We start from the raw sequence: 26929 nt of genomic DNA, 5'->3' as shown, positions 1-26929 counted from the left end.
TACGCTTTTTTCCGAAAATCATACGGTATTTCCAAAATCTCTAAAAAAGGGAGAATGTTTACCCCTTCTTTGTAGAATAAAAAGGAACGATGTCAGTTTGACGATCGTTCCTGTGAAAGCTGTTTAGAAAAAGCTTGGCCCGCCTTGAAGCAGCGGATTCCGCACATGCACCCTTTTGCCGTCCTCTATATATACTCTTGGGACGCGGTGTCCAATGGAGCATGTGACTTCATAGTTAATGGTTTCAAGCCTTTTTGCAATTTCATCGACTGATACCATTTCTTCACCTTGTCCACCAATCAAAACGACTGGCTCCCCTACTGGAAGGTTCTCTTTCAGTTCAACCATGAATTGATCCATACATACCCTTCCGGCAATCTTCCGGCGCTTTCCGCCAACAAGTACTTCCGTACCTGCCAGCTTCCGAATCCACCCGTCTGCATAGCCGACTGGTACCGTACCGATCCACGTATCTTGATTAGCTGTATACGTCGCCCCATAGCTGACACTCTCACCCTTTTGAATGAGCTTTACATGGGCAAGCTTTGTATGAAGCGACATGGCTTCTTCCAGCTTGAAAGGAAGTTCATCTTTGATTTCCTCTGACGGCGACAGCCCGTACATACTGATGCCGAAGCGAACCATATTAAATAACACTTCTTTAAACCTTAATCCTGCTGCACTATTGGCACAATGAACAAGCAGTTTTTCCGTATGAAGCGGCTTAAGCAGGGTTTGAAAGGTGTCGACCTGCCGATCAAAATAGTTCTCATCCTTTTCATCCGCGGTCGCAAAGTGAGTAAATACTCCTTCCAGCTGTAAATAAGAATGCTCGCTGACAAGCTTCTTTACTTCATTCACTTGCTCTAACGTTTTCACACCTAAACGGTTCATTCCGCTGTCTATTTTCAAATGAAAACGAATGGGTTGTCCCATCTGCCCTTTCACCATATCGACGACTTCCCTCAGCCACCTGGTGGAGTAAGCGGTCATAATTACATTGTATCGAACAGCGGTTTTGACATACTCCGGCGGCACTGCGCCGAGTATAAGAATCGGTGCTTTGATACCTTTATTTCTTAAAGAAATGGCCTCATCTAAAAAGGCTACAGCTAACAAGTCTGCTCCTGCTTTGAGGGCAGCTCTTGCCACTTCTATATCTCCATGTCCATATGCATTGGCTTTCACAACAGCCATCAGTTGAACATTTTGACCGATATGATCTTTCATATGTGAAACATTGTGCTTGATTGCTGTTAAATTAATTTCTGCCCATGTGTCTCTATAAAAGGCATTTGTGTCCATCAGTCACACTTCCCTATTGAATGATTCAATCCCCTCATATGATACTAAAAATCAAGAATAATGTGAAACAAATCAAAGAAAATCAGCCCTTGCACAGGGCTGATGCTGCATTTATCAAGGCTTTCCGCCTGAGAACCTCATTTATTTAGCTGACTGGCCTTCTACACTCTTTGCGACCATCAACAGCTCTTCCTTCGATAGATCACTTGAGGAAATTAAGTAGTCAACTCCGTCAGAAGTCCATGAGAGAGATTGATCTGTCAGAACCCCTACTGTCATACCAAGATCGACCGGCTCGCCGTTCATCGTGACAGGCGTAGATGCTTCCGCTACTCTCGCTTTTTCCTGGATGAGTGTGAAGGATTTCTTGCCGCCGTACGTAATCACATAACGCTTCCCAGCATCTGTTGTCATTTCTTTCTCTTCCATCTTCTTCACGCCTTCTGGCATATCAACTGGTGTTTTCACCGCAAAGCTGTCAGATGGGTCTGCACTTGTGGCAACATCCATTTGAGAGAGTGTCATGTTTTTCTTCTCATCAAATGCATCTTTGTCAAAGGATTTATTGAATTCAAAGTGAGAGAATTCCACTTTCACCATTGGCTTTTTGTCGCTATCCAGCACTTTTACACTGGCAGGCGCCATTGTTTTCTTATGAAAGGTAATCTCTTGGGTAGGCAGCATTTGATTGTGCTGATAATTGGTCTTCGTTTCGAACACATACTTAGACTCTTTCGCTTTGAACTGAGCTGCACTGTCATTCTTAATGTCCTTCACGAGTGATTCGAATAAATAGACTTGACTGCTATTATTCGGCCAATCGCTATGGAAACGGAAGCTCTTGTTCAATGAAGGTGTCAGCACAAACACACCATTGCCGTTTCTTAAAATGACTTGACTCTGATCCTTTTTCGGATTTTCTAAATAGACACGGTAAAGCTCCGGCTTTTTGTACCAAATTTCTACCTGGTACTCCTGCGGGTCATTTCCTGTCTCAATGGTCATTTTTGCTTTGGCTTTGTATGATGTCATTTCCTCTGCCTTTTTGTTTAAATCTCCAACGATATCCTGCTGAGATTTTTGACCGCATGCGGAGAGAATCAGTACAAAAAGGATTCCCGTTACAAGCAAAACAAAGCTTTTTCTCACCCTTTTCAACCCCTTCGTTAATTGTGTTAAAAGGAAGAAACCGCTTGTTTGACTTTAACAGTACGCCTCAAGAGTTAACTGCGTACCGCGAACCATCAAAGCCTGTTAGCAACTCGCCCTTCCTTATCGCACTACCCAATATATGAAGGGGGGACAAACAATATGCAGACTAGCTTGACAACCTTTCAATTAAAACTTGTGCAGCAGCATATTCCTTTGTATGAGTAATGGACACATGAACCTGATCTCCCTCCGCTTTCTCGCTTTTGATGAAGGGTTTTCCATTATCGTCTTTTTGAATGTCTATGTCATGAAAGCTTAAATACTGACCGATTCCGGTTCCGTATGCTTTAGCGAAAGCTTCCTTTGCCGCAAAACGTCCTGCCAAAAATTCCAGCTGTCTTTTTTCACTGAGTGTACGAAAGACATCCTGTTCACTTAAAGTCAAAATGCGTTCTGGTAAACGGGGCTGTCTGCTGAGCACTCGCGATAGTCTGTCGATCTCTACAATATCAATGCCTATTCCTTTGATCATGAGGTACCTCCTATGATACTCGTACTAATTTGAGTGTTCTCTTCATAAACGTGTTACTATAAACTTACCATTATCTAGTCAAAAGGGGTTTGTTATGTTTATTCGAACGGAGAGCTTTCAACAATTTATTAAATCGTATCCAATCGTAACAGCGATCCTCGCTTTACAAATCGGCCTGTGGCTTATATTTGCGATTCCTATCCCTATTATACAGCTTGGACAGGATCATCTCGTCGGTTTCAACTATGGTGTAGCGGCTGGGGAATGGTGGCGGCTCGTCACACCTATTTTTCTCCACGGAAGTCTCACGCATATTTTATTTAATTCTATGTCCCTTTTCTTATTCGCCCCAGCGCTTGAACATTTGCTCGGGAAGGTTCGATTTTTAATCATTTATCTTGGAGCAGGGTTCATTGGCAATCTCGGGACCTATTGGGTGGAGCCTTTAGAGTATGTACACGTTGGCGCTTCTGGTGCGATCTTTGGTTTGTTTGGAGTGTATCTATACCTTGTCCTATTTAAACCGCACATGATGGACCGCGGCAATTCACAAGTGATTTTAACGATTCTTGCTGTTTCTGTCATCATGACCTTCGTCAATTCGAATATCAATATCATGGCTCACTTATTTGGATTGATCGGCGGTATGATTCTAGCACCTATTACGCTGTTCTTCCATTCGAAAAAAAGACGCTATTAATCTCATAAAAAATGTCGATCCCTCCTTGAGCTGGAGCTGATCGACATTTTTCGTTTAAGACGATTGATTTTTTTCATACGAATACCAATCAAATACACGTGCAGCATCTTCTTCCTCAAGGTGATGCACACCAAAGGAATCAAGCAGCGCAGAGGATTTCACAAAGGTGTGAATACTTGCGACCCGGCCTTTCTTTTGGAAAAAGGATTGCGTCATCGTATAGTTTTGCATTCGTTTTCTCAAGACAATGCCAGTGGTCTTGCCAATGCCTCTTGATGTCAGTTGAATCAATGAATCTTTGATTGTATATCCTGATTGTTTATAAGCTAAATAGCCAAAGAATAGAGCAAGCGGTAACGGAATGAGTCCCAAATACCCCCATGGTGGAAAGCGTACCGACAGGATGACACCTACAAGTAACGGCACAAAGCCATATGAGATCAGGTAGCGTTTGAGTGAACGCTTTGGCACCTTTTTCAGCTCAGTTTCTGGTGCTACATGATAATGATCCGTGAATTGGGACAGCAATTCATTTATTTTTTTCTTCCGAATGAGCGGAAATAAGACGGAAGAGGTTTCTTTCTCTGTAATCGAACCTCCTGCACTAACAAGCATCACTGTCGCAAAGCCAAAAGGCTCACGGATAATATTCTCTTTGATCTTCACTGCTTGAATTCTCGCAAGTGGAATGGTCATTTGATGTCTCTCGATGAGTCCTCTTGTAATGATGATGTCATTCCCTTTTCGTTTTGCAGCAAAATTCGCATACTGAAGCGCTGTTACCCCAACACTCAGGATCCACGCGATCAATACGGCAAGAAAAATCAAAATCGCATAAATTTCAACGCTCGCATGACTTAAAAAAGAGAACTTTTTGAAGAACCCGTCCAAAGGGAGAATTTCATCTATTTGCGTGTAGATGGCAAGACACCCAGATATAATGACCCCGATACCGCTTGAAGTGGTCGCAGCCAAAAGCAATTCTGGCACACCCATACGATAGGAGACATTGATTTCTTCCTGCACAGGTTTCTGGGCAGCCAAATGGCCATGCAGATCTCCTGCTTCATCCGTCATTTCTTCTTCCTGCAAGCTTTTCTTCCGGTTGAAAATCGACTGCTTTAATTGTTCTGCTTCTGCTTTAGTAATAGCGGTCAGGCTCACTTCTGGACCATCCGTGCCGCCTGCCGTTTCGATTTGAACCCGTACTAAACCAAAAATCCGCTGGAAAATGCCTTCACTTGTATTGACCGTTTGAATTCGTTCTAATGAGATATATTTTTTCTTTTTCGTAATTACGCCCGATTCCACACGAAATTCATCGTCTTCCATCCGGTAAGTGAATCGTCTCCATTCTAAAATGGTAAAAACAGCTTTCCATAAAAGAAGCACACCAAGAATGATAAATGCATAAAAGCGGATGCTCGAATTTGAGTTCACAAAAATCAACACGAAAAAAGGGATAATGAAGTTTTTAATCATGGACACAGCATCTGATATAAAATCAATGAACATCGAGATGGGATGTACACGTTTTGGTTCAGACATCATCTTCCGTCACCCTTGCTAAACGAGATATGTAATCACGAAGCTCATCTGCCTCTTCTAATTCTAACGCCGGTATATCATGAACTGTGGCAGCAGTCGAAATTTGAACAGAGGCCAAACGGTAGCGCCTTAAAAGCGGCCCTTGAGATGTATCAACATGCTGAACACGAACCATCGGCACAATGACACGTGTGACACGAATGAGTCCATGCTGTATTTCAATTTCATTTTCGAATACTTCGTAGCGCCAGATGTGATGGCGGATTTTTGGTATGAGCCAAATGCCAAAAATGACCTGTAAGACCCATAAACCAGAAAGGATCGCTCCAATCCAATATGGCCATTGTAAATAGTAGCTAGCAACAAATACCCCAATGATGATGAGTAAGAAAATCAATGAGATAATTCCATTTTGAAGACGCCATACCTTTAAACCATTTAGACTAATTTGACGTTGCGGCTGTTTTCTCACATTCTTCCCCCATTCTCTTACTTTTCTATCAATATATTACGTAACAAAGCCTAAAAAGTTTCAATTTTAGCCTGTTAAAAAAAGCGAACCCTGCAAAGGATTCGCTCTTGTATTAGTTGTTATAAGATTTCTTTTGACGACGATCGTTAGAAGAACGATTGCGGTCATTTGAAGAACGCTTTTTATCACCATAAGATGAACGGCTGTTCTTGCCTTTTCCACGGTAGCCTCCGCCACCGCCGCCGTCTCTGCGTTTAGAAGAGCTGCGGTTGTTACGATGACGTTTTGAAATCATTGGTGCTTCATCTGTCAAACGAACAGGCGTTGCATCCGGCTCTTTTGTCATCATTTTGATAGCAGCTGCAACCACTGTTACAGAATCATGATCTTCCAGCAATTCAGCAGCAGCTGTCATGTAGAAGTTCAAGTTGTTTTCACTGATGATCGTGCGTAGACGGTCAACTGTTACTTGCTGTTGTCCTTCAATTGCCTCATCAAGTGTAGGTTCTTTCATACGATCCATTTTACGTTTAGTCGTTTGCTCAATCGCACGAAGCATATCTTTTTCACGTGGTGTGATGAATGTCATCGCCATACCTGTACGTCCAGCACGTCCAGTACGTCCAATACGGTGTACGTAGCTTTCTGGATCTTGCGGCACGTCGAAGTTATACACGTGTGTGACGCCTGAGATATCAAGTCCACGTGCTGCAACGTCTGTTGCGACAAGCACATCGATTGAACCTTCTTTGAATTTACGAAGCGCAACCATACGTTTTGCTTGAGTCAGGTCACCATGAATTCCTTCAGCTGTATAACCTCTTAGGTTAAGTGCTTCAGTCAATTCGTCAACACGGCGTTTCGTACGGCCGAAGACAATTGAGAGCTCAGGTGATTGAATGTCAAGAAGACGAGTCAATGTATCAAACTTCTTACGTTCGTGAATATCCAAATAGAACTGTTGGATGTTAGATACAGTCATTTCTTTCGCTTTTACTTTTACGTGTTCTGGGTTTGTCATGAAACGCTCTGCAATGCGCTTAATTGGTGCAGGCATTGTCGCAGAGAATAAAAGTGTTTGGTGTTCACTTGGTACATTTGAAAGGATCGCTTCAATGTCTTCGATGAAACCCATGTTTAGCATTTCGTCTGCTTCATCTAGCACGACTGTTTCAACATTTTGAAGACGCATTGTACGACGGTTAATGTGATCGAGTAAACGTCCTGGAGTCCCTACGATGATATGAGGATTTTTCTTGAGCGAACGGATTTGACGGCCGATATCTTGTCCACCGTAAATAGGAAGTACGCGTGCACGCTTGTCTTGGCCGATTTTATATAGCTCTTCAGATACTTGAATCGCTAATTCTCTTGTTGGCGCAATGATAATCGCTTGGATATTTGGAGACGCTGGGTCGATTTTTTCAACCAGAGGAATACCAAATGCTGCAGTTTTTCCTGTACCTGTTTGTGCTTGTCCGATGACATCTTTATTTTGAAGACCGAGAGGAATCGTTTCTGCTTGAATCGGTGTTGCTTCTTCAAATCCCATGCGGTTAATAGCCTTCATGAGACTTTCGCTTAATTGAAAATCTTGAAACGTTATAGTCAATTTATTCAAACTCCTTCTAATTGCTGTTTCAGTAATCTCGTGAATGATCATTAAAAACTGCCCTTTTCTGAAAGGACAGGTCCATTATATACAAAGCCCGAATTACCCTACCTTATATCTTACCATTACACTATTTGTTTTTCAACAAGACAGAAATGGATATATCTACTGCTCTACAATGACAGATTCACCTTCACTTTGGTCTCCGTCCATCCATTTCCACTTTTCAAACAGTTGGATTTTTCCATTATCCAGCTGCTTAGGAGTGGAATCGCAAGACCCGCTTCTCATGCTGCCGTCCTTGCTTACATGGTGGTATCTAAAATGAAGTGTTCCATCCTCATTCACAGTTCCTACAAGTACGCCAGATACAATACTGCCGCCTTGATATGTGCCCGTTAATATATTCCCGTCTTGACGATATTGAAATATGGTTCCTGCTGATACTTCTCCGTTACTCGAATTAGACTGCGGGATAAAGGTTTTTCCGTCATATTGAAACAACCGAATCAACCACCTTTTCTTTCCTATTGTACCATAGGCCTGTCACTCATTCGACAAAAATGATGCAAATTTTAACAAGTGGGATTCAATTTATATTAGTTTAGCCACATTTTAGCTTTTCTATATATTAAATTGCTTTTTTTAGAAAATGTTCTACTTTCTCAAACAATTGCTGGGCACATGGCTCATGGCAAACATGATGTTTACAATCCGGCAAATAAAACATTTCTTTCTGGCGAGACGGGACTTTATGATAAATAAATTCTGCACTTGAAGCAGGCACAATCCCGTCGCTTTCACCTTGAACAATTAACACAGGCAGATGAAGCTTCTCAAGCGAATTCTTCGTTTGCTTTACCAGCTTCATAAATTCTATCGCAGCTGACAGCGGCGTGCTTGTGAGCTTATGGCGATATCGATCATATAAAGGGTTTGTATCAACGATCCCTGACAGGGACTCCTTTACCATCTGCCGTGTGTCTTGCATCATTTGTTTTGGGTTCACATATTTGGCCGCAGCACTTAAAAGGACAAGGCGGGCAACTGGGTACTTCGCCGCTAAGTAAGAAGCAATCATTCCGCCCATAGAAAAGCCGACCAAATACACGGTGTCACAAGTCCGGTAAAGGGATAGAAGTTCGAGTTCAGCTGTCGCTATCCATTCTTGATAAAGAATGCCTTTTAACTGCAGCTCATCCCCATGCCCTGGAAGCGTGACAGACTGCACATTCCAATCTGCCGCCTGTTTTAAATATTGCGCCAGCGGTTCTACTTCATAAGGGGCACCAGTAAAACCGTGAATACATAAACAGCCAATCATTCTGTCACCTTCTCACTTTTATAGTGCAGTAATGACTTCTTCCAATCTCATACCGCGTGAGGCTTTGACAAGCACAACATCGTCAGGCCCTGCCACTTCAGCTAGTTTTTTCTTCAGGTCCTCTTTGTCCATAAAGGAGAATACGTGCTCAGCCCCGAATGATTTTTTCGCTCCTTCAGCAATAAATGCACCTAGGCGGCCATACGTCATGACATGATCAATAAATTCTGGCTTGATGTAACGGCCAAGTTCATAATGATACGTTTCTTCTTCGCTGCCCATTTCGAGCATATCTCCAAGTACAAGAATACGGTTGGCAAAGCCGTCCATATCCCCCACAAGATCAATGGCGGCTTTCATAGAAGTAGGACTTGCATTATACGCATCATTGATGACAGTGATTCCTTTGTCTGTTTTAAACAGCTCAAGACGCATCCCTGTCAACTTCGTTTGCATCAGTCCTTGGGCAATTTGTCTTTCATTCAGCCCAAAATGCTGACCTATTGCAATAGCAGCAAGTGCATTCTTCACATTATGTTTCCCTAATACAGGAATGAGAAAACCCTGGGCATACCCTTCTACTTGAAATTCTGTTCCTTCTGCAAGCTGGTTGATGTGCGTTACCTTGATATCACAGTCCTCTGCTTCTCCAAAGGTTTTTACACGCTGAGAAAGTGAACTTGATCTTTCTCGAAGCAATGGCTCATCACCTAGGTAATAAAAGACGCCGTCTTCTTTTAAGCCTTTTACGATCTCATATTTTGCATCGGCAATGGCTTCTCTTGATCCTAAATCTTGCATATGAGATTCCCCGATATTTGTGATGACTGCTGCATCCGGCTCAGCGAGGTCTGATAAAAATTCGATTTCGCCTTTTGCACTCATACCCATCTCCAAAACCGCAATATCGGTTCCTTCTGGCATTGCAAGAATGGTGAGCGGAAGACCGATATGATTATTAAAGTTACCGTCTGTTTTATGAACTTGATACGCTGTTTGCAAGACGGAATGAATCATGTCTTTTGTTGTGGTTTTCCCATTACTTCCTGTAATACCGACAACACGAGGATTTTCTTCTTTTAAGTATGATTTCGCCAGCTGTTGAAGCGCAGCTAGTGTATCCTCTACAAGAATAACAGGAACGCCTTCTGGCGGATTGGCTTCTTTTTGATTCCATAGAACAGCTGATGCTCCAAGCTCTACTGCTTTTGAAGCAAATGTGTGACCGTTAAAATGTTCTCCAATAAGCGGGATAAACAGTGCGCCGTCTGATACTTTTCGTGTATCTGTTGTCACTCCGTGAATCTGCTCTTCGCCAAAAGCTTGATTAGATAGGGTTCCACCAGCCATTTGGGCGATTTGTTTCACTGTACGTTTGATCATGATTTTTCGCCTCTCTTTCTCATTTCACGTTTGAAGGAAAAGAGACACTACCTAAGGATAGTGTCTGCTTGCTGCTCACATTAAAAAGTTGTTTTAATGGTTTGTTTTTCTTGATGGCGTTCAATTGCAAGTGACACCAGCTTTTCAATCAACTCTGGATACTCTACACCAGTGTGCTTCCAAAGTAATGGGAACATACTAAAAGGTGTGAATCCAGGCATTGTATTCACTTCATTGATCAACACTTCACCTTTTTCTGTAAGGAAGAAGTCTGCACGTACGAGACCAGATCCATCAAGGGCTTTAAATGCCTTAATTGCCATGTCATGAATCGTCTTATATTCATCCTCTGACACACTCGCAGGAATGATCAAATCTGTATCGCCATCTTCATATTTTGCTTTGTAATCATAAAAATCTGTTTTAGGTGCAATCTCACCAACGACAGAGCATTTTGGCTCATCATTGCCTAATACACCAATCTCAATTTCTCTTCCAACAACGCCTTCTTCTACGACCACACGACGATCATATTGGAAAGCGAGGTCGAATGCAGTCTGCAGCTCTTCTTTGCTGCGGCATTTGCTAATTCCAACACTTGATCCCATGTTGGCAGGTTTCACAAAGCATGGATAGCCAAGTACTTGTTCCACTTGTTCTAAGCTTTCTGGTGTCGCTTTCTCAAAGTCTTTTTTATTGAAGGAAAGGTGCTTTGCTTGTGCAAGGCCTGCTTGTGCAAAAACATCTTTCATCATGACTTTATCCATACCCGCAGCAGACGCGAGAACGCCGTTGCCGACATACGGGATATTTAACAGTTCAAGTAATCCTTGCATTGTGCCATCTTCTCCATTTGGTCCGTGCAGCAATGGGAAGACAACATCAATTTTCTCATCAGCCATTGCAGGCTGTGGAAACATGCTTTCATTTAAAGAAGTTGGTAAAAACGTCTTTGCGTTCTGTTCAAATTGAAGCATTTTGACGTTTGATACTGGTTCAGTGAGTTTTTCTCCTCTTAACCATTCACCCTCTTCTGTAATATAAATTGGATGTATATCGAACTTCTCAGTGTTAAGTGCTTTTGTAACTGCAAGGGCTGTTTGCAGTGATACATTATGTTCGGCTGACTTTCCGCCGTAAATCAATCCTAAACTTATTTTCAATGGATACTCCCCCCACTAAAATTCATCTTTACTATCTTATCACTTTCAAGCAAAAATGCTCTAATTAATTTTTGTTGTTACGTAATTGAAATGATTTGTAAAGGTTGTAAGCGCCTCCCGAGCATTTGTATGTCATTCGCCTTTATTTTATATTAAAATGACATTGAAAAGGAGTTGTGACAAATTGAAAAAAATCACAAGTACTGAACAATTCAATGAAATTATTCAATCAGACAAAGAAGTCATCGTTAAATTCTTTGCAACATGGTGTCCTGACTGCACAAGAATGGACATGTTCATTCCAGACATCCTAGAAGCTTATGCTCACCATGAATGGTTTGAAATAAATAAAGATGATTTCCCTGAATTAGCGGAAACGTATCAGGTAATGGGTATTCCAAGCTTGTTAATTTTCAAAAATGGTGAAAAAACAGGTCATTTACACAGTGCAAACGCAAAATCGCCTGAAGAAGTGACAGAGTTTCTTCAAGAGCACGTTTCTTAATTGAAGGACATCAGCAAACTTTTGCTGATGTCTTTTTTCTTTTTAAATCTCTTCATAAGACGAGCTGCGCAGCCAAAACGTTTCAAATTGATGTTTTCCTTACGACAAGTCATGACAAAATTATTTCCTGGGAAAGAATGCAGCGTCGATACAGCTTGGAATATGTCGGTTACGTGAATTTTCTGAATTGAATCTTTACTTCTGACATTTGTCTTTGTATAATGGAGTTGCTAATTGAAAATGATTATCAATTTCATCTATGTGAAATCCTATAGACGGTCATTCTAATAAAGGAGCGATAAGTCACATGTCTAAGAAGAAGATCAAAACCTATCAGCAATTGATTGAAGAGAACAAAAAGGCGATCATGCGCGATCCTCAAATGATGGAAAGTATATACGAAACCATCGACAAAAAACACCAGAAGCAGCTTGCAGCTGCTGGGCGTGAATCATAACTACAAGAGGAGCAGTCATCACTGGCTGCTCTTTTGTCTGCTTCAATAAAATAAAAAAGCCGATAAAATCTGTTATTCGATTTTATCGGCTTTTGTTTTAATGTGATTTCGCTACACGGTCCTGCTTCATTCCTAAATAAATGAGCATATATGTGAGATAACCCATTGTCATCGTTAAACCACCGAAGAAAAATTGAGAAAAGACTGGTTCCTCAAATGTTGTAACGGCAGCAAGAATGATCCAGCTCGCATATAAATAAACCATGAACCATTTCATGTTTCTTTTAAGTGTATACAGAAAGAAAAGACCGGCTAACGAAAAGATCCCCAGCGCTAGTCTGAAATAAACAAGATGATCAAACTGGAAGGCAAAAGACACAAACGAAAACGACAGCAGCAACAAAATTGGTAAAGCCGTAATGAAATTTTTCACGATAGTGCCACCTCCATGACTCCTTCTTATTATAAGACAAAATCAGCCGGTTATCGTGAAATACAGACTCGTTTTCACAAAGATGTCACGAATTTTTCTTGTTATTTGACACAATTTTTACACATTTACATCACGTTTCCAAAAAAGAATCCAAGCCGATCCAACAAAGAAAACAAAATGCGCCCCCACTATAAATAGAGAAAACAAAAGGCTCATCCCATGAAAAGGCGGCGGTCCTTGAAAGCTGTACTGAGTAAAGTCCGTATTCGCAAAAAGAAGGATTTTCCCCCACTGATTTTCTAAGAGCGACATGATCGGTACAAGTGATTTCGCTGCATATAAAACAAAAAACGAGGTCACAAGTGCAACAAGACTGTTTCTAAACAAACTGGAACACATAAAAGCAAAGCTTGCCATCATGACCACTTCCACCCACTGAGATCCAATGACGGCAAACGTATGCTGAAATAATTGCCCCGTTCTTTCATCAAAATCAGTACCGAAGAAAATAAGACCAAATAGAAAAGCTAACACATAATAAAAAACAAATAAATAAATGACTGTCAGCAGAAGTGTGATGTATTTTGACAGAAAAATGTGCAGTCTTGTTTTTGGCCTGATCAATAAAAACTTGATCGTCCTTTTCTGAAACTCTGTTGAGATCAAGGTCGCCCCAATAACGACAGCAAGCACCTGTAAAATAAACACGACATTCGTGGAATAAGCAAAATAGTTTGCGACTGTGTCTTGTCCACCAAAGCTTGATATGACTCGTTTCAAGGTGAGAGCCATTGCTAGTTGAAATACAACGATCAACCCAAGAGCAATGAATGTGATTTTTTTCCTCATAATTTTCTTATGCTCATTCTTGATGAGGTTCAGCATCTGTCTTCCCGCCTTCCGTCCATTTCATAAACGCCTCTTCAATTGATTGCTTTTGAGGCGTCATTTCAAGTACATCAAACCCCGCCAGCACAAGCTGTTTGTTCAGTTCTGGCACACGTTCTTTGTTCAGTTGAAGCAGTACGCGCGCTCCGTCTCGTTCGTATGTATACTCCTGTGCGTCAAGCCATGAAACCGCCTTTTCTATTGGCTGAATATTCATCAGCACCTGCTCTTTCCCTTCCATATCACGGAGATGAGTGCTAGCTTTGATCTGTCCCTTTTGAATGATAATCATGCGGTCACATAGCTCCTCTACCTCATGCAATAAATGCGTCGCAAATAATACGGAGGTTCCTTCTTCCTTTACGAGCATTTGCAAGTGCTCCCGGAATTCCTTCATTCCTGCAGGGTCTAGTCCATTTGTCGGTTCGTCTAAAATGAGCAGGTTTGGCCGATGCAAAATAGCTTGTGCAATCCCAAGCCTTTGTTTCATCCCTAGCGAATACGTCTTGACCTTCTGATGAATAGCATCCTCTAGGCGAACTCTTTCCACTACTTCCTGAATGCGTTCCTCCGTCACCCCGTCGTGCATCGCTGCATACATTTCAAGGTTTTCAAAGCCTGTTAAATACGAATAAAATTCTGGGTTTTCTATGATCGCACCAACAGATGACATCGCCTGGAGAAAATCCTCATCTTGTGAATATCCATTGATCATGATGCGGCCATTGTTTTTTTTCATCAAACCAACGATCAATCGAATCAAGGTTGTTTTTCCAGACCCGTTGGGACCAAGTAATCCGACAATTTCTCCCCGCCCAATGTCTATAGAAATATCCTGCAAGATCATTTTCCGGCCAATTTGTTTATCGACTTTCTCTACTTTTAAAACAGCAGACTGCAAAGTGGTTCCTCCTTCTGATGTAAAGCCTATGGCGGCAGTTACGACCGCTCATCCTGTAAAAAGTATATCACGCGAGACAAATCAATCCATGAAAAAAAGGACTGATCCAGTCAGCCCTTCTTGCTTATTACAGTGATAAGTTAGGTGTCGGCGCTTCTTTTTCATGTTTCTTTTCGGTTTCAGAAACAATCACCGCACATGCTGCGTCACCTGTAATATTCACTACGGTTCTCGCCATATCTAATAAGCGGTCTATTCCAAGGATCAGCGCGATTCCCTCAACAGGAAGGTTCACGGAATTTAAAACCATGGCCAGCATGATGAGCCCTACCCCTGGCACGCCTGCTGTACCGATACTTGCTAATACAGCCGTTAACACAACAGTCAGCATTTGAACAAACGTCAGTTCAACCCCATATACTTGAGCGATAAAAATGGTCGCAACACCTTGCATAATGGCTGTGCCATCCATATTGATGGTTGCACCAAGCGGCTGCACAAAGCTTGAAATCGGCTCTGGTACCTTTAAACGCTTTTGCGCTGTTTCCATTGATACAGGCAGCACTGCGTTACTGCTTGATGTACTAAATGCAACAACCATCGCCGGGGAAAATCCTTTAAAGAATTCCATCGGATTTCGTTTAGCTAAGATCGCAACGGTTGAACCATATGTCAGGAAGAAATGCAGGATGAGCGCAATTAACACGACCGAGAAGTAAAGTCCCATCGCTTTCATGGCATCCAGCCCCTGACTGCCGATGGCGGTTGCAATCAAACCGAATGTCCCGTATGGTGCAAATTTCATCACAACACCGACAAGATACATCATTAATTCATTTCCTTGTTCAAACAGCTTTAGCAAGCCTTCCGTTTTTTTACCGAGCATGGCGATGCCAAGACCTAAAAATACACAGAAGACGATAATTTGAAGCATATCTCCTTCAACTAACGATTGGACTGGATTGGTTGGAATAATGTTGAGTAGTGTTTCTGCCATTGATGGGGCTTCCTCTGCGGAATAATCAGCTGCTTTTGTATCAAAATTGCCGAAGGCTCCCGGCTTGATTAACACAGCTAATGAAATGCCAATGATGATGGCAAAAGTCGTAGTGAGCAGGAAGTAAGTAATGGTTTTTGCGCCGATTCTGCCTAGCTTTTTCGGATCACCAAGGCCTGCTACACCAAGCGTGATCGAAAAGAATACAATGGGCACAACCAGCATTTTAATCAGATTTAAGAAGATTTGACCTAGAGGTGTAAATAAATACGGATCTAACACTTTGAATACATTTGGAGCAAAAAGGTTAAGCAGCAATCCTGTGATGGCACCTACAAACAAGGCAATAATAATTTTCGTCGCTAGCTTCAATAAAATCTCCCCTTCCTCGTCAAAAAGCCCACGAGAGAGTCTTCTCGTGGGCCTGCGTGTCCATACGTGTACCACTGTCTACTCTCTTCACGCTGATGAGGTTAGCTGACGGGTTAGGACGAAGAGATGTCCTTTTTTCTCAGATAAGAAAAATTCACCCCAAAAACATGGGTCCCCCATTCCTTTAGAAGGATTAAGCGTGTGGTAATATGATATTTTCATACCATTTATACCTTATTTTCGGAAAATTGTAAACAGGTTCATATGAACTTTTTAATTACTTTCTTCCCTATTTGTAACTTCAAGAATATCTAAAATAAACACAAAGATTGGGATACCGATAATAAGTCCCCAAATGCCAATATAGTGTTCAGAGAAGATCAGCACAATAAACGTGAAGAAAATAGGGAGTTCTGTTTTAGCTGACATGAGCTTCGGATTTAAGAAATAAGCTTCAATGGCATGGATAATCACGATCACCAGCACAATATAGAGGACATACATTCCGCCTCCAAGTGTATACGCAATGATGCTGAGTGGAATAAGAGAGATAACCACACCCGCTACTGGGATTAAACCTAGCAAAAAGACCATGACCGCTAAGCCAAATAACTGCGGGAAACCCATAATGCCTAGCGCAATTGTCGTTAGCACACAATTAACGGTTGCAATAATAAACTGTGCTTCGAGTACTTTTCCAAACGTTCGGGAAAATTTACGTCCAAAGAAGGCAATTTCATGATAGAACACGGAGATTTTACTCGTTTTGAACTTGTTCATAAATTGAATGAGGCGTTCCTTTTCGAACAGGAAGAACATGCTTAATATTAAGGACATAATGACCTGGATACTGAACGTGCTGAAATCTGTTAAGTATGTATAGAGGAAATTAAACCCTTTCTCAAAGAAAGCTGATATTTTGAAATCACCAAATACGTTCGTGATGACGTCAAAGAAGGGTAAATCTTGTGGATGATCTGCGATTTTCTTTCCTAAATGGAATAGCTGCTCCACCTGTTTGGCGATGATTGGTACAAAAACGAAACCGCCAAATGTCAAACCACCAGCCAGAAGAATATACAAAATAGTAATGACCGATTTCTGTCCTATTTTCAGGAAGCGATTTAAAAAGCCTCTAATGACCTCTTCTAACCGATTCATCAAAAAGGTGAAAATGAAGGTCAGAAGAATTAAATTCATCATTCCTCTTAATAGATATAATGCTGTAGCTAATACTACAAATACTAAAAACCGCTTAACACCGGGTTTTTCGAACAATTTTAAAAATGCCGCCATTACGTTACACACCTGCCAGGACTAAAGTCTATTTTTCATCGTATCTGATATACATTATATCGGATCTTTCTGTAAATTATATAATAAAAGGTCAACGAGGTCTTACGATTCGTAGTCATTTTATTGATTTTATTTTTTACACAAGAAAAAACCGAACCTATGTAGAACATAAGGTTTCGGTTTTTGGTTGTTTTTATACTAAACAGCCTGCTTCATATTCCGCATTTCCTGAAGTGCTGTTTTGCTCTTCGATTCGTCAAATTCACCTTCACTCTTCGCGACAACAATTGTTGCGATTCCATTACCAATGAGGTTTGTGATGGCTCTTCCTTCGCTCATGAAGCGGTCAACCCCAAGTAGCAGTGCAAGCCCCTCTAACGGAATGACCTGAAGTGCTGCAAGTGTAGATGCAAGCACGATAAATCCGCTTCCTGTCACCCCAGCAGCTCCCTTTGATGTCAGCATCAGAACAAGGATAATCGTGATCTGCTGACCGATGGACAGGTCTACACCAAACACTTGCGCCAAGAAGACGACGGCCATCGATAAATAGATTGAAGTTCCGTCTAGATTAAAGGAATAGCCTGTTGGAATAACAAGACCAACAACAGACTTAGAGCAACCGTAGCGTTCCATTTTATCCATCATTCTTGGCAGCACAGATTCTGAAGAGCTTGTGCCAAGAACAATCAAAATTTCATCCTTGATGAATCGCAGATAACTGAACAGACTAAAACCATACATTCTACAAATGATGTTCAGCACAACAAAGATGAATATGAACATCGTCATATAAACGGAGAGCATCAGACTCGCGAGCGGTTTAATCGATGCTAGCCCAAAGTGTCCGATCGTATAGGCCATTGCCCCAAATGCACCGAGCGGCGCAGCACGCATGATATATCCAATGATTTTAAAGAAAACGAGTGAAAGCTTATCAAGCCATTCGATGATGCCTTTCCCCTTCTCGCCAAGTGCAGCGAGCGCAACACCGAATAAAATAGAGAAGAATAAGACCTGTAAAATATCACCCTTTGCGAAAGCATCTACCATGTTAGATGGAACGATGTGTGTGACAAATTCCATCCAGTCGATGCCCTGTCCGCCATTTTGGGTATATTGTGAGACATCCCCTTTTTCAAGCTTGCTATAGTCAAGACCTGCACCTGGCTTCATGATATTCACAACAAAAAGACCGATGACCAGAGCAAGTGTCGTGACGACTTCAAAATAAATAAATGCTTTCCCCCCAACTTTTCCAACCTTTTTCATATCCCCCATCTTGGCAATACCAAGAACAATGGTTAAGAAAATAATTGGTGCAATGACCATTTTAACGGCATTGATAAAGGTATCACCAAGCGGCTTCATTTCTTTTCCGACGTTTGGCCACACCATCCCGACAATGATCCCGATGATGACAGCTGCAATCACCTGAAATGTCAGGTTCTTCAAAAGCCTTTTCATAAAAAATCAACTCCCTCACCCTTTGATGTAAACGCTTAACTATTATCTGTAGGTAAATGATAGCGATTTCATCAAAGACTGTGAAGCTTATGGACATATCGTACATTTTGGTCTTTTTGGTCTCTTAGTCAGAATGTACGATATATTTATTCACGGGTCGTCCTACCCCGCCATATTGCATATCTAATTTCAGCTCGCCTTCTTTTACAAGGAAGTCTAAATACCGGCGTGCCGTGACACGGGCAATGCCAAGTGCATTGGCAACTTCCTCTGCAGACTGTGCGCCTTCCTGCAAGCCCATATACGCTTTAATTTCGTTCATCGTATGCACATTCAGCCCTTTAGGAAGCCAAGTATCTCCCTGCTTAACAGCAGGCTTTCGTATGATATCATCGAGCATCTCCTGAGAAAATTCCACGGCGGTTCTAATTTTTGATTTAAACGCCTTATAGCTTTCAAGAGATTCTTTCATTCGTTCAAATTTGAAAGGTTTAATAATATAATCCCGCGCACCATTTTGAAGCATGATGCCGATGGTCTCTTTGTCCTTCGCTGCTGAAATCACAATCACATCCACCTGCATCTTCTGTTTTCTGATGTCTTGCAGCGTTTTGACGCCATCCTTTTTTGGCATATACACATCAAGTACCACGAGATCTGGACGAATCTCTTTAATCAGCTGGATGCCCTGCTCCCCATTTCCAGCGACAGCTGCTACTTGAAAGCCAGGAACACTCATAATGAATTCTTTATTCACTTCTTGCACCATTGGGTCATCTTCAATTAACAGCACCTTAATCTGAGTCATCTGTCTCTCTCCTCTATGGTCATTGGGAATTCGATTGAGAAGGTGGTACCAATGCCGATGCTTGATGTGACTTCTACATTTCCCATCCCTTTGTCGATAATCGTTTTTACAATATACAGGCCATAGCCTGTTCCGCCCTCTTTGCCGTGTGTGAAGCCTTTATCGAAAAGATAAGGAATTAGTTCCTCTTCGATTCCGGAGCCATTGTCTTCAATTAAAATCGCGAGGACATCCTCCGTTTGATCGATGCTAATGGAAATGACTTTTGTGTCTCTTTCTACAGTATCATACGAAGCAAAGGCGTTCTCAATGAGATTTCCGAGCAGCTTTGTCATATCATGCTGATCAAGCCGCTCAGGGAAATGACGGAGACTGCTATGTTCATCTACTTCGACCTTGATGCCAAGCTCCTTGCCCCTTCTGATTTTACTCATCAATAATCCTGCGACAGCATCATGCTGAATGACGCGATGAAGAAAGTCCGTCACATGTTCCTGCTCTTCTGTCGTTTGAAAGGCTAGATCGAGCGCCTGATCGGCTTTACCAAGCTGAATCAGCCCGGCAATCGTATGAAGCTTATTCATATGCTCATGGTTTTGCACCCGCAAACCGTCCACAAAGTTTTTAACCCCTGTGAGCTCCTCTGCCAATTTTGCCGCTTCCGTCCGGTCCTGAAAAATGGCGACCGCTCCGATGATCTTCTTTTTCATCACAATCGGAATCCGGCTGCTCATGATCCGCTTTCCGCTCATATGAATTTCTTCATTGTAGACGGGTTCTGCGCGATCGATGATCTCAGGAAGTCGTGTATCAGAGAGCACACCCCAAATATTCTGGCCCACGACATCACCTGTCACGCCAAAAATCTGCTTCGCCTTCTCATTAAAAATGGTGATCATGTGCTGATTATCAATGGCGATGACCCCTTCATTAATAGAGTGAAAGGTTGCAGTGCGTTCCTCCAGCATTCTAACAATCTCATGCGGCTCCAGCTTAAACATTTGCTGTTTAATATGGCGGGCGAGCAAAAATGAACCTACAAGCCCAAAGCTGAGCGTCAGCAGGAGAATCATGAGGATATCCCGCTTCATTTCTCCTAATATATCTGCCATACTTGGCAGGGTTCTTCCTACAAGCACAACCCCTGTTTGATTAAATTGATCATCCTTCACTGGATAAAAAGCTCTGATGGCTGTTCCAAGCTCTCCCTCTGCTTCTGAGAAATAAATATGCTCTGCAAAAGCCGGCTCTTCATCTGTTCCTTCTGAGCGCTGGCCAATCCTTGTTTTTACTGGATGCGTTAATCTCACATGATCCATATCCATCACGACAATGTAGTCAGCGTCTTGAATAATCCGAATTTCTTCGATTGCATGCTGTAATCGATCACGTTCCTTTGTCTGATCAGCTAACGCCTGCTTCACCTCATTCATCTCAGCCACAGTTCTCGCCGTGTTCATGAGTCTCTTTCGAAGCTCCCGTTCCTCTGTTTGCTGAATTCCCCCGACAAGGACAATGCCTCCGATTAAAAGGGCGAAAATGACAACGAAATATGTGAGGATGGTAAGCTTCCATCTAATAGATAATTGTTGCAATTTCAATCGATTTCTCATCATTTTTTCACCTGTATCTTTACGAATTCTTCCTCTGTCAAGTATGCTTGACATAAGGGGGATCTGACGCATGAAGAATTTACTCGCTTATACGCTATTACTCATGATCGGTTTTGTAACCGCTTTATACTTTGGCTTTTATCATATGATGCCAAAATCAGCGACAACCTTTGATGATGAACAAACCGGACTGAAGGACCAGCTTGTGTTCAAATTCAGTCATGTCGTGGCAGACAATACACCTAAAGGACTTGCTGCAAAGAAATTTGCTGAGCTTGTGCACGAAAAATCGGATGGAAAGATCAGCATTCAAATTTTCTCCAACGGGAGCCTTTATTCTGATATTGAAGAAATTAATGCACTCAAAGAGAATCAAGTTCAATTTATCGCTCCGTCTACCTCGAAGCTCGGCATGCTGTCCCCTGAGTGGCTGGCACTTGATCTTCCCTTTGCTTTTTCAAATTACAGCGCGGTTCAAGAAGGCCTGCACGGTGCAATTGGACAAAGGTTGTTTGGCACGCTGCAAAAAGATGGATTAAAGGGAATGGCTTATTGGACAAATGGCTTTAAGCAAATTACCTCAAATAAAGGACCCATCAAACAGCCGGCTGATTTAAAAAACCAGTCTCTCCGCATAATGCAAAGCGACATGATTGAGAAACAATTTAAACTTCTTGGTGCAAAGCCCTATCAGGAATCATTTAATTCAACATTTCAGCTATTAGAAACCAAAAAAGTAGACGGTGAAGAAAATACCATTTCAAATATTTATTCAAAAAAATTCTATCATATACAAGACTATATGACGATCAGCAATCACGGGTATTTAGGCTATGTGGTCTTAACAGATCAATCCTTCTTTGACCGCCAGACACCCGAAACGAAACGAATTTTACTTGAAGCCATGGAAGAAACAACAGCTTGGAATGAAAAGCATGCAGAACAGATGAACAAAGATCAGTTGGAGGACATTAAACGCGAATCGCCGATTGCCATTCATGAATTGACGCCAGCTGAAAGACAAAAATGGATGAAAGCCCTTGATCCTTTGTATGACGAAGCCGAAAAAACGATTGGCTCCACCCTCATCAAACAGATCCGCGAACTTCGTGCACGTTATGAACACTCACCTATTCATGCTTTTCAGGAAGAGGATGAGAGCAAATAAAAAAATCCCTTTGATAAGGGATTTTTTTATGCGCCGGACTCACTCTGTTCTTGCTCGGTGAGCTCTTCTAATCTTGTTAAAATTCTTCGCTTTCGGTATTGCATCATGCCTGTTTCGGCAATTCCTTTTAATTGTGAGCGGTTCGAAACGGCACCAAACAAAATCCCAGCGATGGGCACAAGCTGAAACAGTTTCTTCCAGCCAAACGAATCTCGATAATTATAGACAACCTCACGCCACCCTTGGATTTGGGAAATCATGTTCTCATGCTTCCCTTCAGATGCATGATAGCTTTTCAGCTCTTTTAGAATCGATTTCTTTCCAACGACATCCGCAGAGTTCAACTGCAAGCATTTAATGATGAAGACCCGCTCCTCTTTGTTTTTAGGATCATAGCCATAGGTGACGGCAATATCCTGTAATGTTTTCAGAGAGAGACCGAGTACCGCAGGAATATCAGCGGCTAGTGTAAACATTCCGCCAACACCAGTTGTCGCCCCTTGTACCGTCGCGAGATTTGTTCTGTTTTTCCCCATATGCTCACTAATGGCATCCATCATTTCGATCGGAGCCTTTCCAATATCTTCTATGCGCTGAATGGATTCATCGGCACACTTCTTTTGAAATTGATGAATGATGCCTTTTTCCGATGTCAAATAGGCACCGCCGGATTGAATGTAATGGCCCATTTCGTCTAGCAGTACACCGATTTTTTTCTGAATAAAAGCAGGCGTCAGCTTGTCCAGCATTTGAAATGGAAGACGGCTGAGTTTCTCCCAAAACCATACCTTTTGCTGGTCTTTCTCCCACTTTTCAATCTCCTTTAATTGTGCCTTTAGCCATTCTCTTTCCTCCATGTCATATGCCTCCTTAGATGCCGCTGAAGTATTTGTCTGTTATTATACACAATCCTTGTCCATCATACGTATAGAACATTGAAGCGGTTCCGAAAGGTTTTAATCTTTTTCAAAACGGTTATTGCTTAATAAACAAACAAAAGAGGAGTGATCAACATGTTAGGATTTCTAATTTCATTGGTTGTGGCGATTGTCATCGGGCTCATTGGGAGTGCACTCGCTGGAGGCAGTGTACCGGGAGGATGGATCGGTTCAATGATTGCCGGACTTGTAGGCGCTTGGATTGGTCATGGATTACTTGGAACGTGGGGTCCTAGTCTGGCAGGCTTTGCGATCATTCCAGCGATCTTAGGAGCAGCAATCTTTGTCATTATTTTAAGCCTGATCTTCCGCAGCGTTGGATCAAGGGTATCTTAAAAAAACGAATAGCAGAGGAAGCAGTAGGGACACCGTCTAAGGGGCGGTGTTTTTTATGTTGGCGCGTTGACAAGGTATCTATTTTTTTCACTTACATATGATAAACAAACCTATTAGTTCAGATAGTTGACTTTTCATGAAGATGGGCATATGATGATTAAAAATTGCATGAAGGAAACTTTTTGTGCCCAAGCAAAACTTTGTAGAATTTAGGTGATGACATATGACAAACAAATACATCGAGGCACAAGCACACATGTCAGCGGCAGCTGAGCGTGCACTTGAAGGAAAGGTCAAAGGATTTAGAAGGCTTCTTCCTTTTCTAGGCCCTGCTTTTATCGCTGCCATTGCATATATTGATCCAGGGAATTTTGCCACCAACATTGCCGCTGGCTCCAAATATGGATACCTCCTCTTATGGGTCATTCTCATATCAAATCTCATGGCTTTGCTCATCCAATCCTTGTCCGCAAAGCTTGGAATAGCGACAGGTAAAAACTTACCTGAAATCGCACGTGAAGAGTTTCCAAAACCTGTATCCATCGGTTTATGGATTCAGGGCGAACTCGTCATTATTGCCACAGATTTAGCTGAGTTTATTGGAGCGGCACTTGGTTTATACTTGCTCTTTCGGATTCCTTTGCTTGAAGCATCTATTATTGCAGCCATTGGATCATTTGCGATTTTAGAATTGCAAAGACGGGGATATCGCGCATTAGAAGCTGGCATTACCGGCATGCTGTTCGTTGTCGTGATCGCTTTCGCTGTGCAAACCTTTGTCGCCAAGCCTGATATGGCAAGTGTCGCAGGCGGGCTTTTCATTCCAAAATTTGATGGCACAGATAGTGTACTGCTTGCAGCTGGAATTTTAGGTGCCACTGTGATGCCGCACGCGATCTATTTACATTCAGCATTAACCCAAAGAAGAGTCGTCGGCAGAACAGAAAAGGAGAAAAAACAGATTTTTCGCTTTGAGTTTTTCGATATCCTCATTGCGATGTTAGTTGCTGGAGCCATCAATGCCAGTATGTTGATTGTGGCAGCCGCTCTATTTTATAAAAATGGTCTCTTTGTTGAAGATCTGGATGTTGCGTTCCAGCATTTTAGCACACTTGCAGGTCCTGTATCAGCTATCTTATTTGGTGTAGGCCTGCTTGTAGCCGGACTATCCAGCTCTTCTGTCGGTACATTGTCAGGCGATATCATTATGCAGGGTTTTATTCAATACCGCATTCCACTGTATGTCCGCCGGCTGATTACCATGATTCCCCCTATTGTGATCATTGCATCTGGGGTGAATCCGACATCCGCACTTGTGATGAGTCAGGTGGTCTTATCATTTGGTATTGCCTTTGCTTTAATTCCGCTCATTTTATTTACAAGTAAAAAACGAATTATGGGCGAATTGACGAATGCCCGCTGGGTGACAGGAATATCTTGGGTGATAGCAGCTCTTGTTGTCGCACTCAATCTCTTTTTAATTGTAGATACGTTTATGTAAAAGACAGTCGTGATGCTGTCTTTTTCTTTTCATATGGTTATGGTAAAATTCCCCTGAGAGGATGTGGGCACATGTTTTTTTATCAAGATCAAGAGATATCCATGCGGTTGCTTGAGCCAAGAGACGCAAGAAGTCTATATTTGCTCATCCAGCGGTCAAGAGAGCATTTACGTGAATGGATGCTTTGGGTGGATTCATCACAGACAGAGGAAGACAGCATGGCATTCATTCAAGGCGCAATGCAGCAAGCCTTGCAGAACAACGGTTTTCAAGCGGGCATCTGGTCACATGGAGAGCTTGTCGGGATCATTGGCACCCACCAAATTCATTGGATCAACAGGACTGTTTCAATTGGCTATTGGCTCGGAGAAGGCTATCAAGGAAAAGGCATCATGACAAAAGCATGCAAAGCAGTCATTCAATATTTATTTGAAGAATGTGGACTGCACCGCATTGAAATCAGGGCTGCTGTCGATAACCAGAAGAGTAGACGCATCGCAGAGCGGTTATCCTTTTCGCTTGAAGGCATTTTGAGACAATGTGAATGGCTGGGCGACCGCTTTACGGACCATTGTGTATACGCGCTCTTGCAGCCTGAATATATGAAAGAAAAAACGCATTCTATGAATCAACCCACTTAATTGTGTCGATTGCATGAATTATTTTACAAAGTGAAGCTTTGTGGTATCCGTTGCGATCAGCATCTGATAAAATAGAAGGAAAAATCGAGGTATGAAGTATGTCTCTTATTATTTTATTTTACTTATGGATCGTCCCTTTATTATTTGGTATTTTCTTCTCATTCTTAACAAAGAAAGCCACCTACAAACGCCGCTTTGTCCCATCATATAGCATGGCAGGACTCAGCATCGTTTTTCTCATTCTGGCACTTGTCTTTTCAGCCAGCCATTTTCTATTCATTTGTGGTATGTTCCTATTTGCCACAACCCTTGTCGGCACAAGCATCCCTTTATTTTTAGCCTTTACAAAAACACCATCATAAACAAAAACCACCTTTTTGCAATGGAAAGGTGGTTTCTTTTTTATTGATTTGGCATTCTGTAAGTCACGGTGGCATCTTGATTGGCTTCAATTGTTTTCACAATGTCTTGTAGGATCTCTGACGCTCGATCATTTGAGTCATACTTGCCGAGAGTCTTTACCCAAGTATCGCCTCCTGCGATCATTCCTTCAATCTTTTTGCCGGTTACTGAGACTTCGTGGACATGAACGAAACTTTGCTGGTTTTGTGCGAAAATCCATAGCATGGTTATAACTCCTTTTATTGTTTGATTGAATGTCGTTAGCCCTTTTCAATACAGCTAAAAAATGTGCTATGTTACACTTCCCCTATTCTTTTGTTAATAACTCTTTTCGAATAGCATGTGTCTCAATATCTGCAAACCTTACGGGTATTGGTAATCTACTGTTTTTATCAACAAGTTTCATAATAATTTTTGTAGTTGTATCTAAATCAATCCAATTCCCACATGAAATAAAAATAGGCTTAACATTCACTCTGGTTCTGAGCGCTCTTCCATATATTTCGTTATTTATAATAATATCTGTGTATGCATTTGTTTTATTTTGGGGCATGGTAAAATCTATACCATTAATTTTCAAATAACTTTTTGCGACTCCAATGGTAGGTTTATTTAAGAAGAAAGACGCCTGTGTAGCAATGCCCATGTGTCTATAATGTAAATAACCATTTCCATCAAACATATAGACGTCTACTTGTTTCGTCAGTTTTTTTACTGCATCTTTAATTAATGGCATTTCACGAAAAGCAAGAAAACCTGCTATATAAGGAATCCTTATTTCTCCATGGCTATGCACTTTTTCTATGATTTTTTTTTCTATCAAATCATAGACGACGATACAACAAACACCGCTCGTTTTTCCATGCATATCAAAATAAGCTACATCTACACCTGCAATAAACCTTATGTTCTCAAGTTGAAAATTATTTTTCAATTGCACTTTAGGCAAGAGCGCTTTTTGTTCACTTTTAAATTTTTCTAATAAATCATTTATTTCATCATTATGCATAAGATC

29 protein-coding genes and 1 riboswitch are annotated in these 26929 nt (G+C 41.7%); of the genes, 8 read left to right on the top strand and 21 right to left on the bottom strand.

The annotated features are described in order from the left end of the window. Window positions 1-123 precede the first annotated feature (123 nt). The 3 genes from alr to acpS all read right to left on the bottom strand — a co-directional run bounded on the left by alr (window position 124) and on the right by acpS (window position 2989). The gene (gene alr / locus NSQ72_RS02570) at window positions 124-1305 is read right to left on the bottom strand and encodes an alanine racemase (RefSeq protein WP_341083211.1); all 1182 of its coding nucleotides are present in this window, start codon (window positions 1303-1305) and stop codon (window positions 124-126) included. 141 nt (window positions 1306-1446) lie between these two features. Continuing rightward, complete coding sequence (locus tag NSQ72_RS02565; RefSeq protein ID WP_087975235.1) at window positions 1447-2463, bottom strand: outer membrane lipoprotein-sorting protein; 1017 nt, start codon at window positions 2461-2463, stop codon at window positions 1447-1449. Between the two features lie 160 nt (window positions 2464-2623). After that, on the bottom strand, window positions 2624-2989 hold the full coding sequence (gene acpS / locus NSQ72_RS02560) for a holo-ACP synthase (RefSeq protein WP_059376208.1): 366 nt from the start codon (window positions 2987-2989) through the stop codon (window positions 2624-2626). Window positions 2990-3083: 94 nt separating this feature from the next. Here acpS and NSQ72_RS02555 point away from each other — a divergent pair, with 94 nt between their 5' ends. Further along, window positions 3084-3689 carry a rhomboid family intramembrane serine protease gene (locus NSQ72_RS02555; RefSeq protein WP_126681956.1) on the top strand — a complete coding sequence of 202 codons (606 nt, stop codon included), beginning with the start codon at window positions 3084-3086 and terminating at the stop codon, window positions 3687-3689. A gap of 54 nt (window positions 3690-3743) precedes the next feature. Here the strand turns inward: NSQ72_RS02555 and NSQ72_RS02550 are convergent, their stop codons facing one another. From NSQ72_RS02550 to NSQ72_RS02520, 7 genes are all read right to left on the bottom strand, one after another. Continuing rightward, window positions 3744-5240 carry a PH domain-containing protein gene (locus NSQ72_RS02550; protein ID WP_341083210.1) on the bottom strand — a complete coding sequence of 499 codons (1497 nt, stop codon included), beginning with the start codon at window positions 5238-5240 and terminating at the stop codon, window positions 3744-3746. Next, complete coding sequence (locus NSQ72_RS02545) at window positions 5230-5709, bottom strand: PH domain-containing protein (RefSeq protein ID WP_216431082.1); 480 nt, start codon at window positions 5707-5709, stop codon at window positions 5230-5232. The genes NSQ72_RS02550 and NSQ72_RS02545 overlap by 11 nt, the downstream gene beginning before the upstream one ends. Before the next feature lie 112 nt (window positions 5710-5821). Next, a complete protein-coding gene (gene cshA, locus NSQ72_RS02540) occupies window positions 5822-7321 on the bottom strand; it encodes a degradosome RNA helicase CshA (RefSeq protein ID WP_024427371.1) in 1500 nt (499 codons plus the stop codon). 165 nt (window positions 7322-7486) lie between these two features. Further along, complete coding sequence (locus NSQ72_RS02535; RefSeq protein WP_039176701.1) at window positions 7487-7825, bottom strand: glutamate synthase; 339 nt, start codon at window positions 7823-7825, stop codon at window positions 7487-7489. Between the two features lie 127 nt (window positions 7826-7952). Continuing rightward, complete coding sequence (locus NSQ72_RS02530; RefSeq protein ID WP_058837372.1) at window positions 7953-8645, bottom strand: alpha/beta hydrolase; 693 nt, start codon at window positions 8643-8645, stop codon at window positions 7953-7955. Between the two features lie 18 nt (window positions 8646-8663). Further along, window positions 8664-10028 (bottom strand): UDP-N-acetylmuramoyl-tripeptide--D-alanyl-D-alanine ligase, encoded by a 1365-nt coding sequence (locus NSQ72_RS02525; protein WP_039176700.1) that lies wholly within the window; start codon window positions 10026-10028, stop codon window positions 8664-8666. An 80-nt stretch (window positions 10029-10108) separates the two neighbouring features. Next, entirely contained in the window at window positions 10109-11191 is a 1083-nt protein-coding gene (locus NSQ72_RS02520) for a D-alanine--D-alanine ligase (protein ID WP_341083209.1), read from the bottom strand. Window positions 11192-11375: 184 nt separating this feature from the next. Between NSQ72_RS02520 and NSQ72_RS02515 the strand changes: the two genes are divergently transcribed. Together NSQ72_RS02515 and fbpB are read left to right on the top strand one after the other, a co-directional pair. After that, window positions 11376-11696 (top strand): thioredoxin family protein, encoded by a 321-nt coding sequence (locus NSQ72_RS02515; RefSeq protein ID WP_012008983.1) that lies wholly within the window; start codon window positions 11376-11378, stop codon window positions 11694-11696. Between the two features lie 307 nt (window positions 11697-12003). Further along, window positions 12004-12153, top strand: a complete 150-nt coding sequence (fbpB, locus tag NSQ72_RS02510) for a Fur-regulated basic protein FbpB (RefSeq protein ID WP_065215285.1) — start codon at window positions 12004-12006, stop codon at window positions 12151-12153. A gap of 97 nt (window positions 12154-12250) precedes the next feature. Here the strand turns inward: fbpB and NSQ72_RS02505 are convergent, their stop codons facing one another. The 8 genes from NSQ72_RS02505 to NSQ72_RS02470 form a co-directional block, all read right to left on the bottom strand. Further along, window positions 12251-12586, bottom strand: coding sequence for a hypothetical protein (locus NSQ72_RS02505; RefSeq protein WP_008359528.1), 336 nt, complete (start codon window positions 12584-12586; stop codon window positions 12251-12253). Between the two features lie 117 nt (window positions 12587-12703). Further along, window positions 12704-13471 carry an ABC transporter permease gene (locus NSQ72_RS02500; protein WP_039176696.1) on the bottom strand — a complete coding sequence of 256 codons (768 nt, stop codon included), beginning with the start codon at window positions 13469-13471 and terminating at the stop codon, window positions 12704-12706. Next, window positions 13449-14375, bottom strand: coding sequence for an ABC transporter ATP-binding protein (locus tag NSQ72_RS02495; RefSeq protein ID WP_338594074.1), 927 nt, complete (start codon window positions 14373-14375; stop codon window positions 13449-13451). The genes NSQ72_RS02500 and NSQ72_RS02495 overlap by 23 nt, the downstream gene beginning before the upstream one ends. Before the next feature lie 127 nt (window positions 14376-14502). Continuing rightward, the gene (locus NSQ72_RS02490) at window positions 14503-15744 is read right to left on the bottom strand and encodes a dicarboxylate/amino acid:cation symporter (RefSeq protein ID WP_039176692.1); all 1242 of its coding nucleotides are present in this window, start codon (window positions 15742-15744) and stop codon (window positions 14503-14505) included. Window positions 15745-15820: 76 nt separating this feature from the next. Further along, a riboswitch (cyclic di-AMP (ydaO/yuaA leader) is annotated at window positions 15821-15954 on the bottom strand. Window positions 15955-16017: 63 nt separating this feature from the next. After that, window positions 16018-17040: an AI-2E family transporter gene (locus NSQ72_RS02485; protein ID WP_039176691.1), complete on the bottom strand. Its 1023-nt coding sequence runs from the start codon at window positions 17038-17040 to the stop codon at window positions 16018-16020. 198 nt (window positions 17041-17238) lie between these two features. After that, complete coding sequence (dctP, locus tag NSQ72_RS02480) at window positions 17239-18507, bottom strand: C4-dicarboxylate transporter DctP (protein WP_039176689.1); 1269 nt, start codon at window positions 18505-18507, stop codon at window positions 17239-17241. A gap of 124 nt (window positions 18508-18631) precedes the next feature. Then, window positions 18632-19315, bottom strand: coding sequence for a response regulator (locus NSQ72_RS02475; protein WP_106025675.1), 684 nt, complete (start codon window positions 19313-19315; stop codon window positions 18632-18634). Then, a complete protein-coding gene (locus NSQ72_RS02470; RefSeq protein ID WP_039182991.1) occupies window positions 19312-20931 on the bottom strand; it encodes an ATP-binding protein in 1620 nt (539 codons plus the stop codon). The genes NSQ72_RS02475 and NSQ72_RS02470 overlap by 4 nt, the downstream gene beginning before the upstream one ends. Window positions 20932-20998: 67 nt before the next feature. On the opposite strand from NSQ72_RS02470, the gene NSQ72_RS02465 reads away from it, so the two are divergent. After that, entirely contained in the window at window positions 20999-22096 is a 1098-nt protein-coding gene (locus tag NSQ72_RS02465; RefSeq protein WP_041116739.1) for a DctP family TRAP transporter solute-binding subunit, read from the top strand. Window positions 22097-22122: 26 nt separating this feature from the next. Here the strand turns inward: NSQ72_RS02465 and NSQ72_RS02460 are convergent, their stop codons facing one another. Then, a complete protein-coding gene (locus NSQ72_RS02460; RefSeq protein ID WP_041089179.1) occupies window positions 22123-22953 on the bottom strand; it encodes an EcsC family protein in 831 nt (276 codons plus the stop codon). Window positions 22954-23109: 156 nt separating this feature from the next. Here NSQ72_RS02460 and NSQ72_RS02455 point away from each other — a divergent pair, with 156 nt between their 5' ends. From NSQ72_RS02455 to NSQ72_RS02440, 4 genes are all read left to right on the top strand, one after another. After that, a complete protein-coding gene (locus tag NSQ72_RS02455; protein ID WP_039176683.1) occupies window positions 23110-23370 on the top strand; it encodes a GlsB/YeaQ/YmgE family stress response membrane protein in 261 nt (86 codons plus the stop codon). A gap of 223 nt (window positions 23371-23593) precedes the next feature. Then, window positions 23594-24871: an Nramp family divalent metal transporter gene (locus tag NSQ72_RS02450; protein ID WP_039176681.1), complete on the top strand. Its 1278-nt coding sequence runs from the start codon at window positions 23594-23596 to the stop codon at window positions 24869-24871. A 71-nt stretch (window positions 24872-24942) separates the two neighbouring features. Then, window positions 24943-25512, top strand: coding sequence for a GNAT family N-acetyltransferase (locus tag NSQ72_RS02445; RefSeq protein ID WP_247544590.1), 570 nt, complete (start codon window positions 24943-24945; stop codon window positions 25510-25512). A gap of 98 nt (window positions 25513-25610) precedes the next feature. After that, the gene (locus NSQ72_RS02440; RefSeq protein WP_058837367.1) at window positions 25611-25874 is read left to right on the top strand and encodes a hypothetical protein; all 264 of its coding nucleotides are present in this window, start codon (window positions 25611-25613) and stop codon (window positions 25872-25874) included. Window positions 25875-25914: 40 nt separating this feature from the next. Here the strand turns inward: NSQ72_RS02440 and NSQ72_RS02435 are convergent, their stop codons facing one another. After that, window positions 25915-26139, bottom strand: a complete 225-nt coding sequence (locus tag NSQ72_RS02435; protein ID WP_059376056.1) for a hypothetical protein — start codon at window positions 26137-26139, stop codon at window positions 25915-25917. Between the two features lie 82 nt (window positions 26140-26221). Next, window positions 26222-26923 (bottom strand): endonuclease V, encoded by a 702-nt coding sequence (locus tag NSQ72_RS02430; RefSeq protein ID WP_144490931.1) that lies wholly within the window; start codon window positions 26921-26923, stop codon window positions 26222-26224. Between the last annotated feature and the right edge of the window lie 6 nt (window positions 26924-26929).

Origin of the sequence: Bacillus sp. FSL R5-0659 (assembly GCF_038008785.1) — a bacterium.
GTDB classification, from domain to species: Bacteria; Bacillota; Bacilli; order Bacillales; family Bacillaceae; genus Bacillus; species Bacillus safensis.
This window is presented reverse-complemented; position numbering and strand designations above follow the sequence as displayed.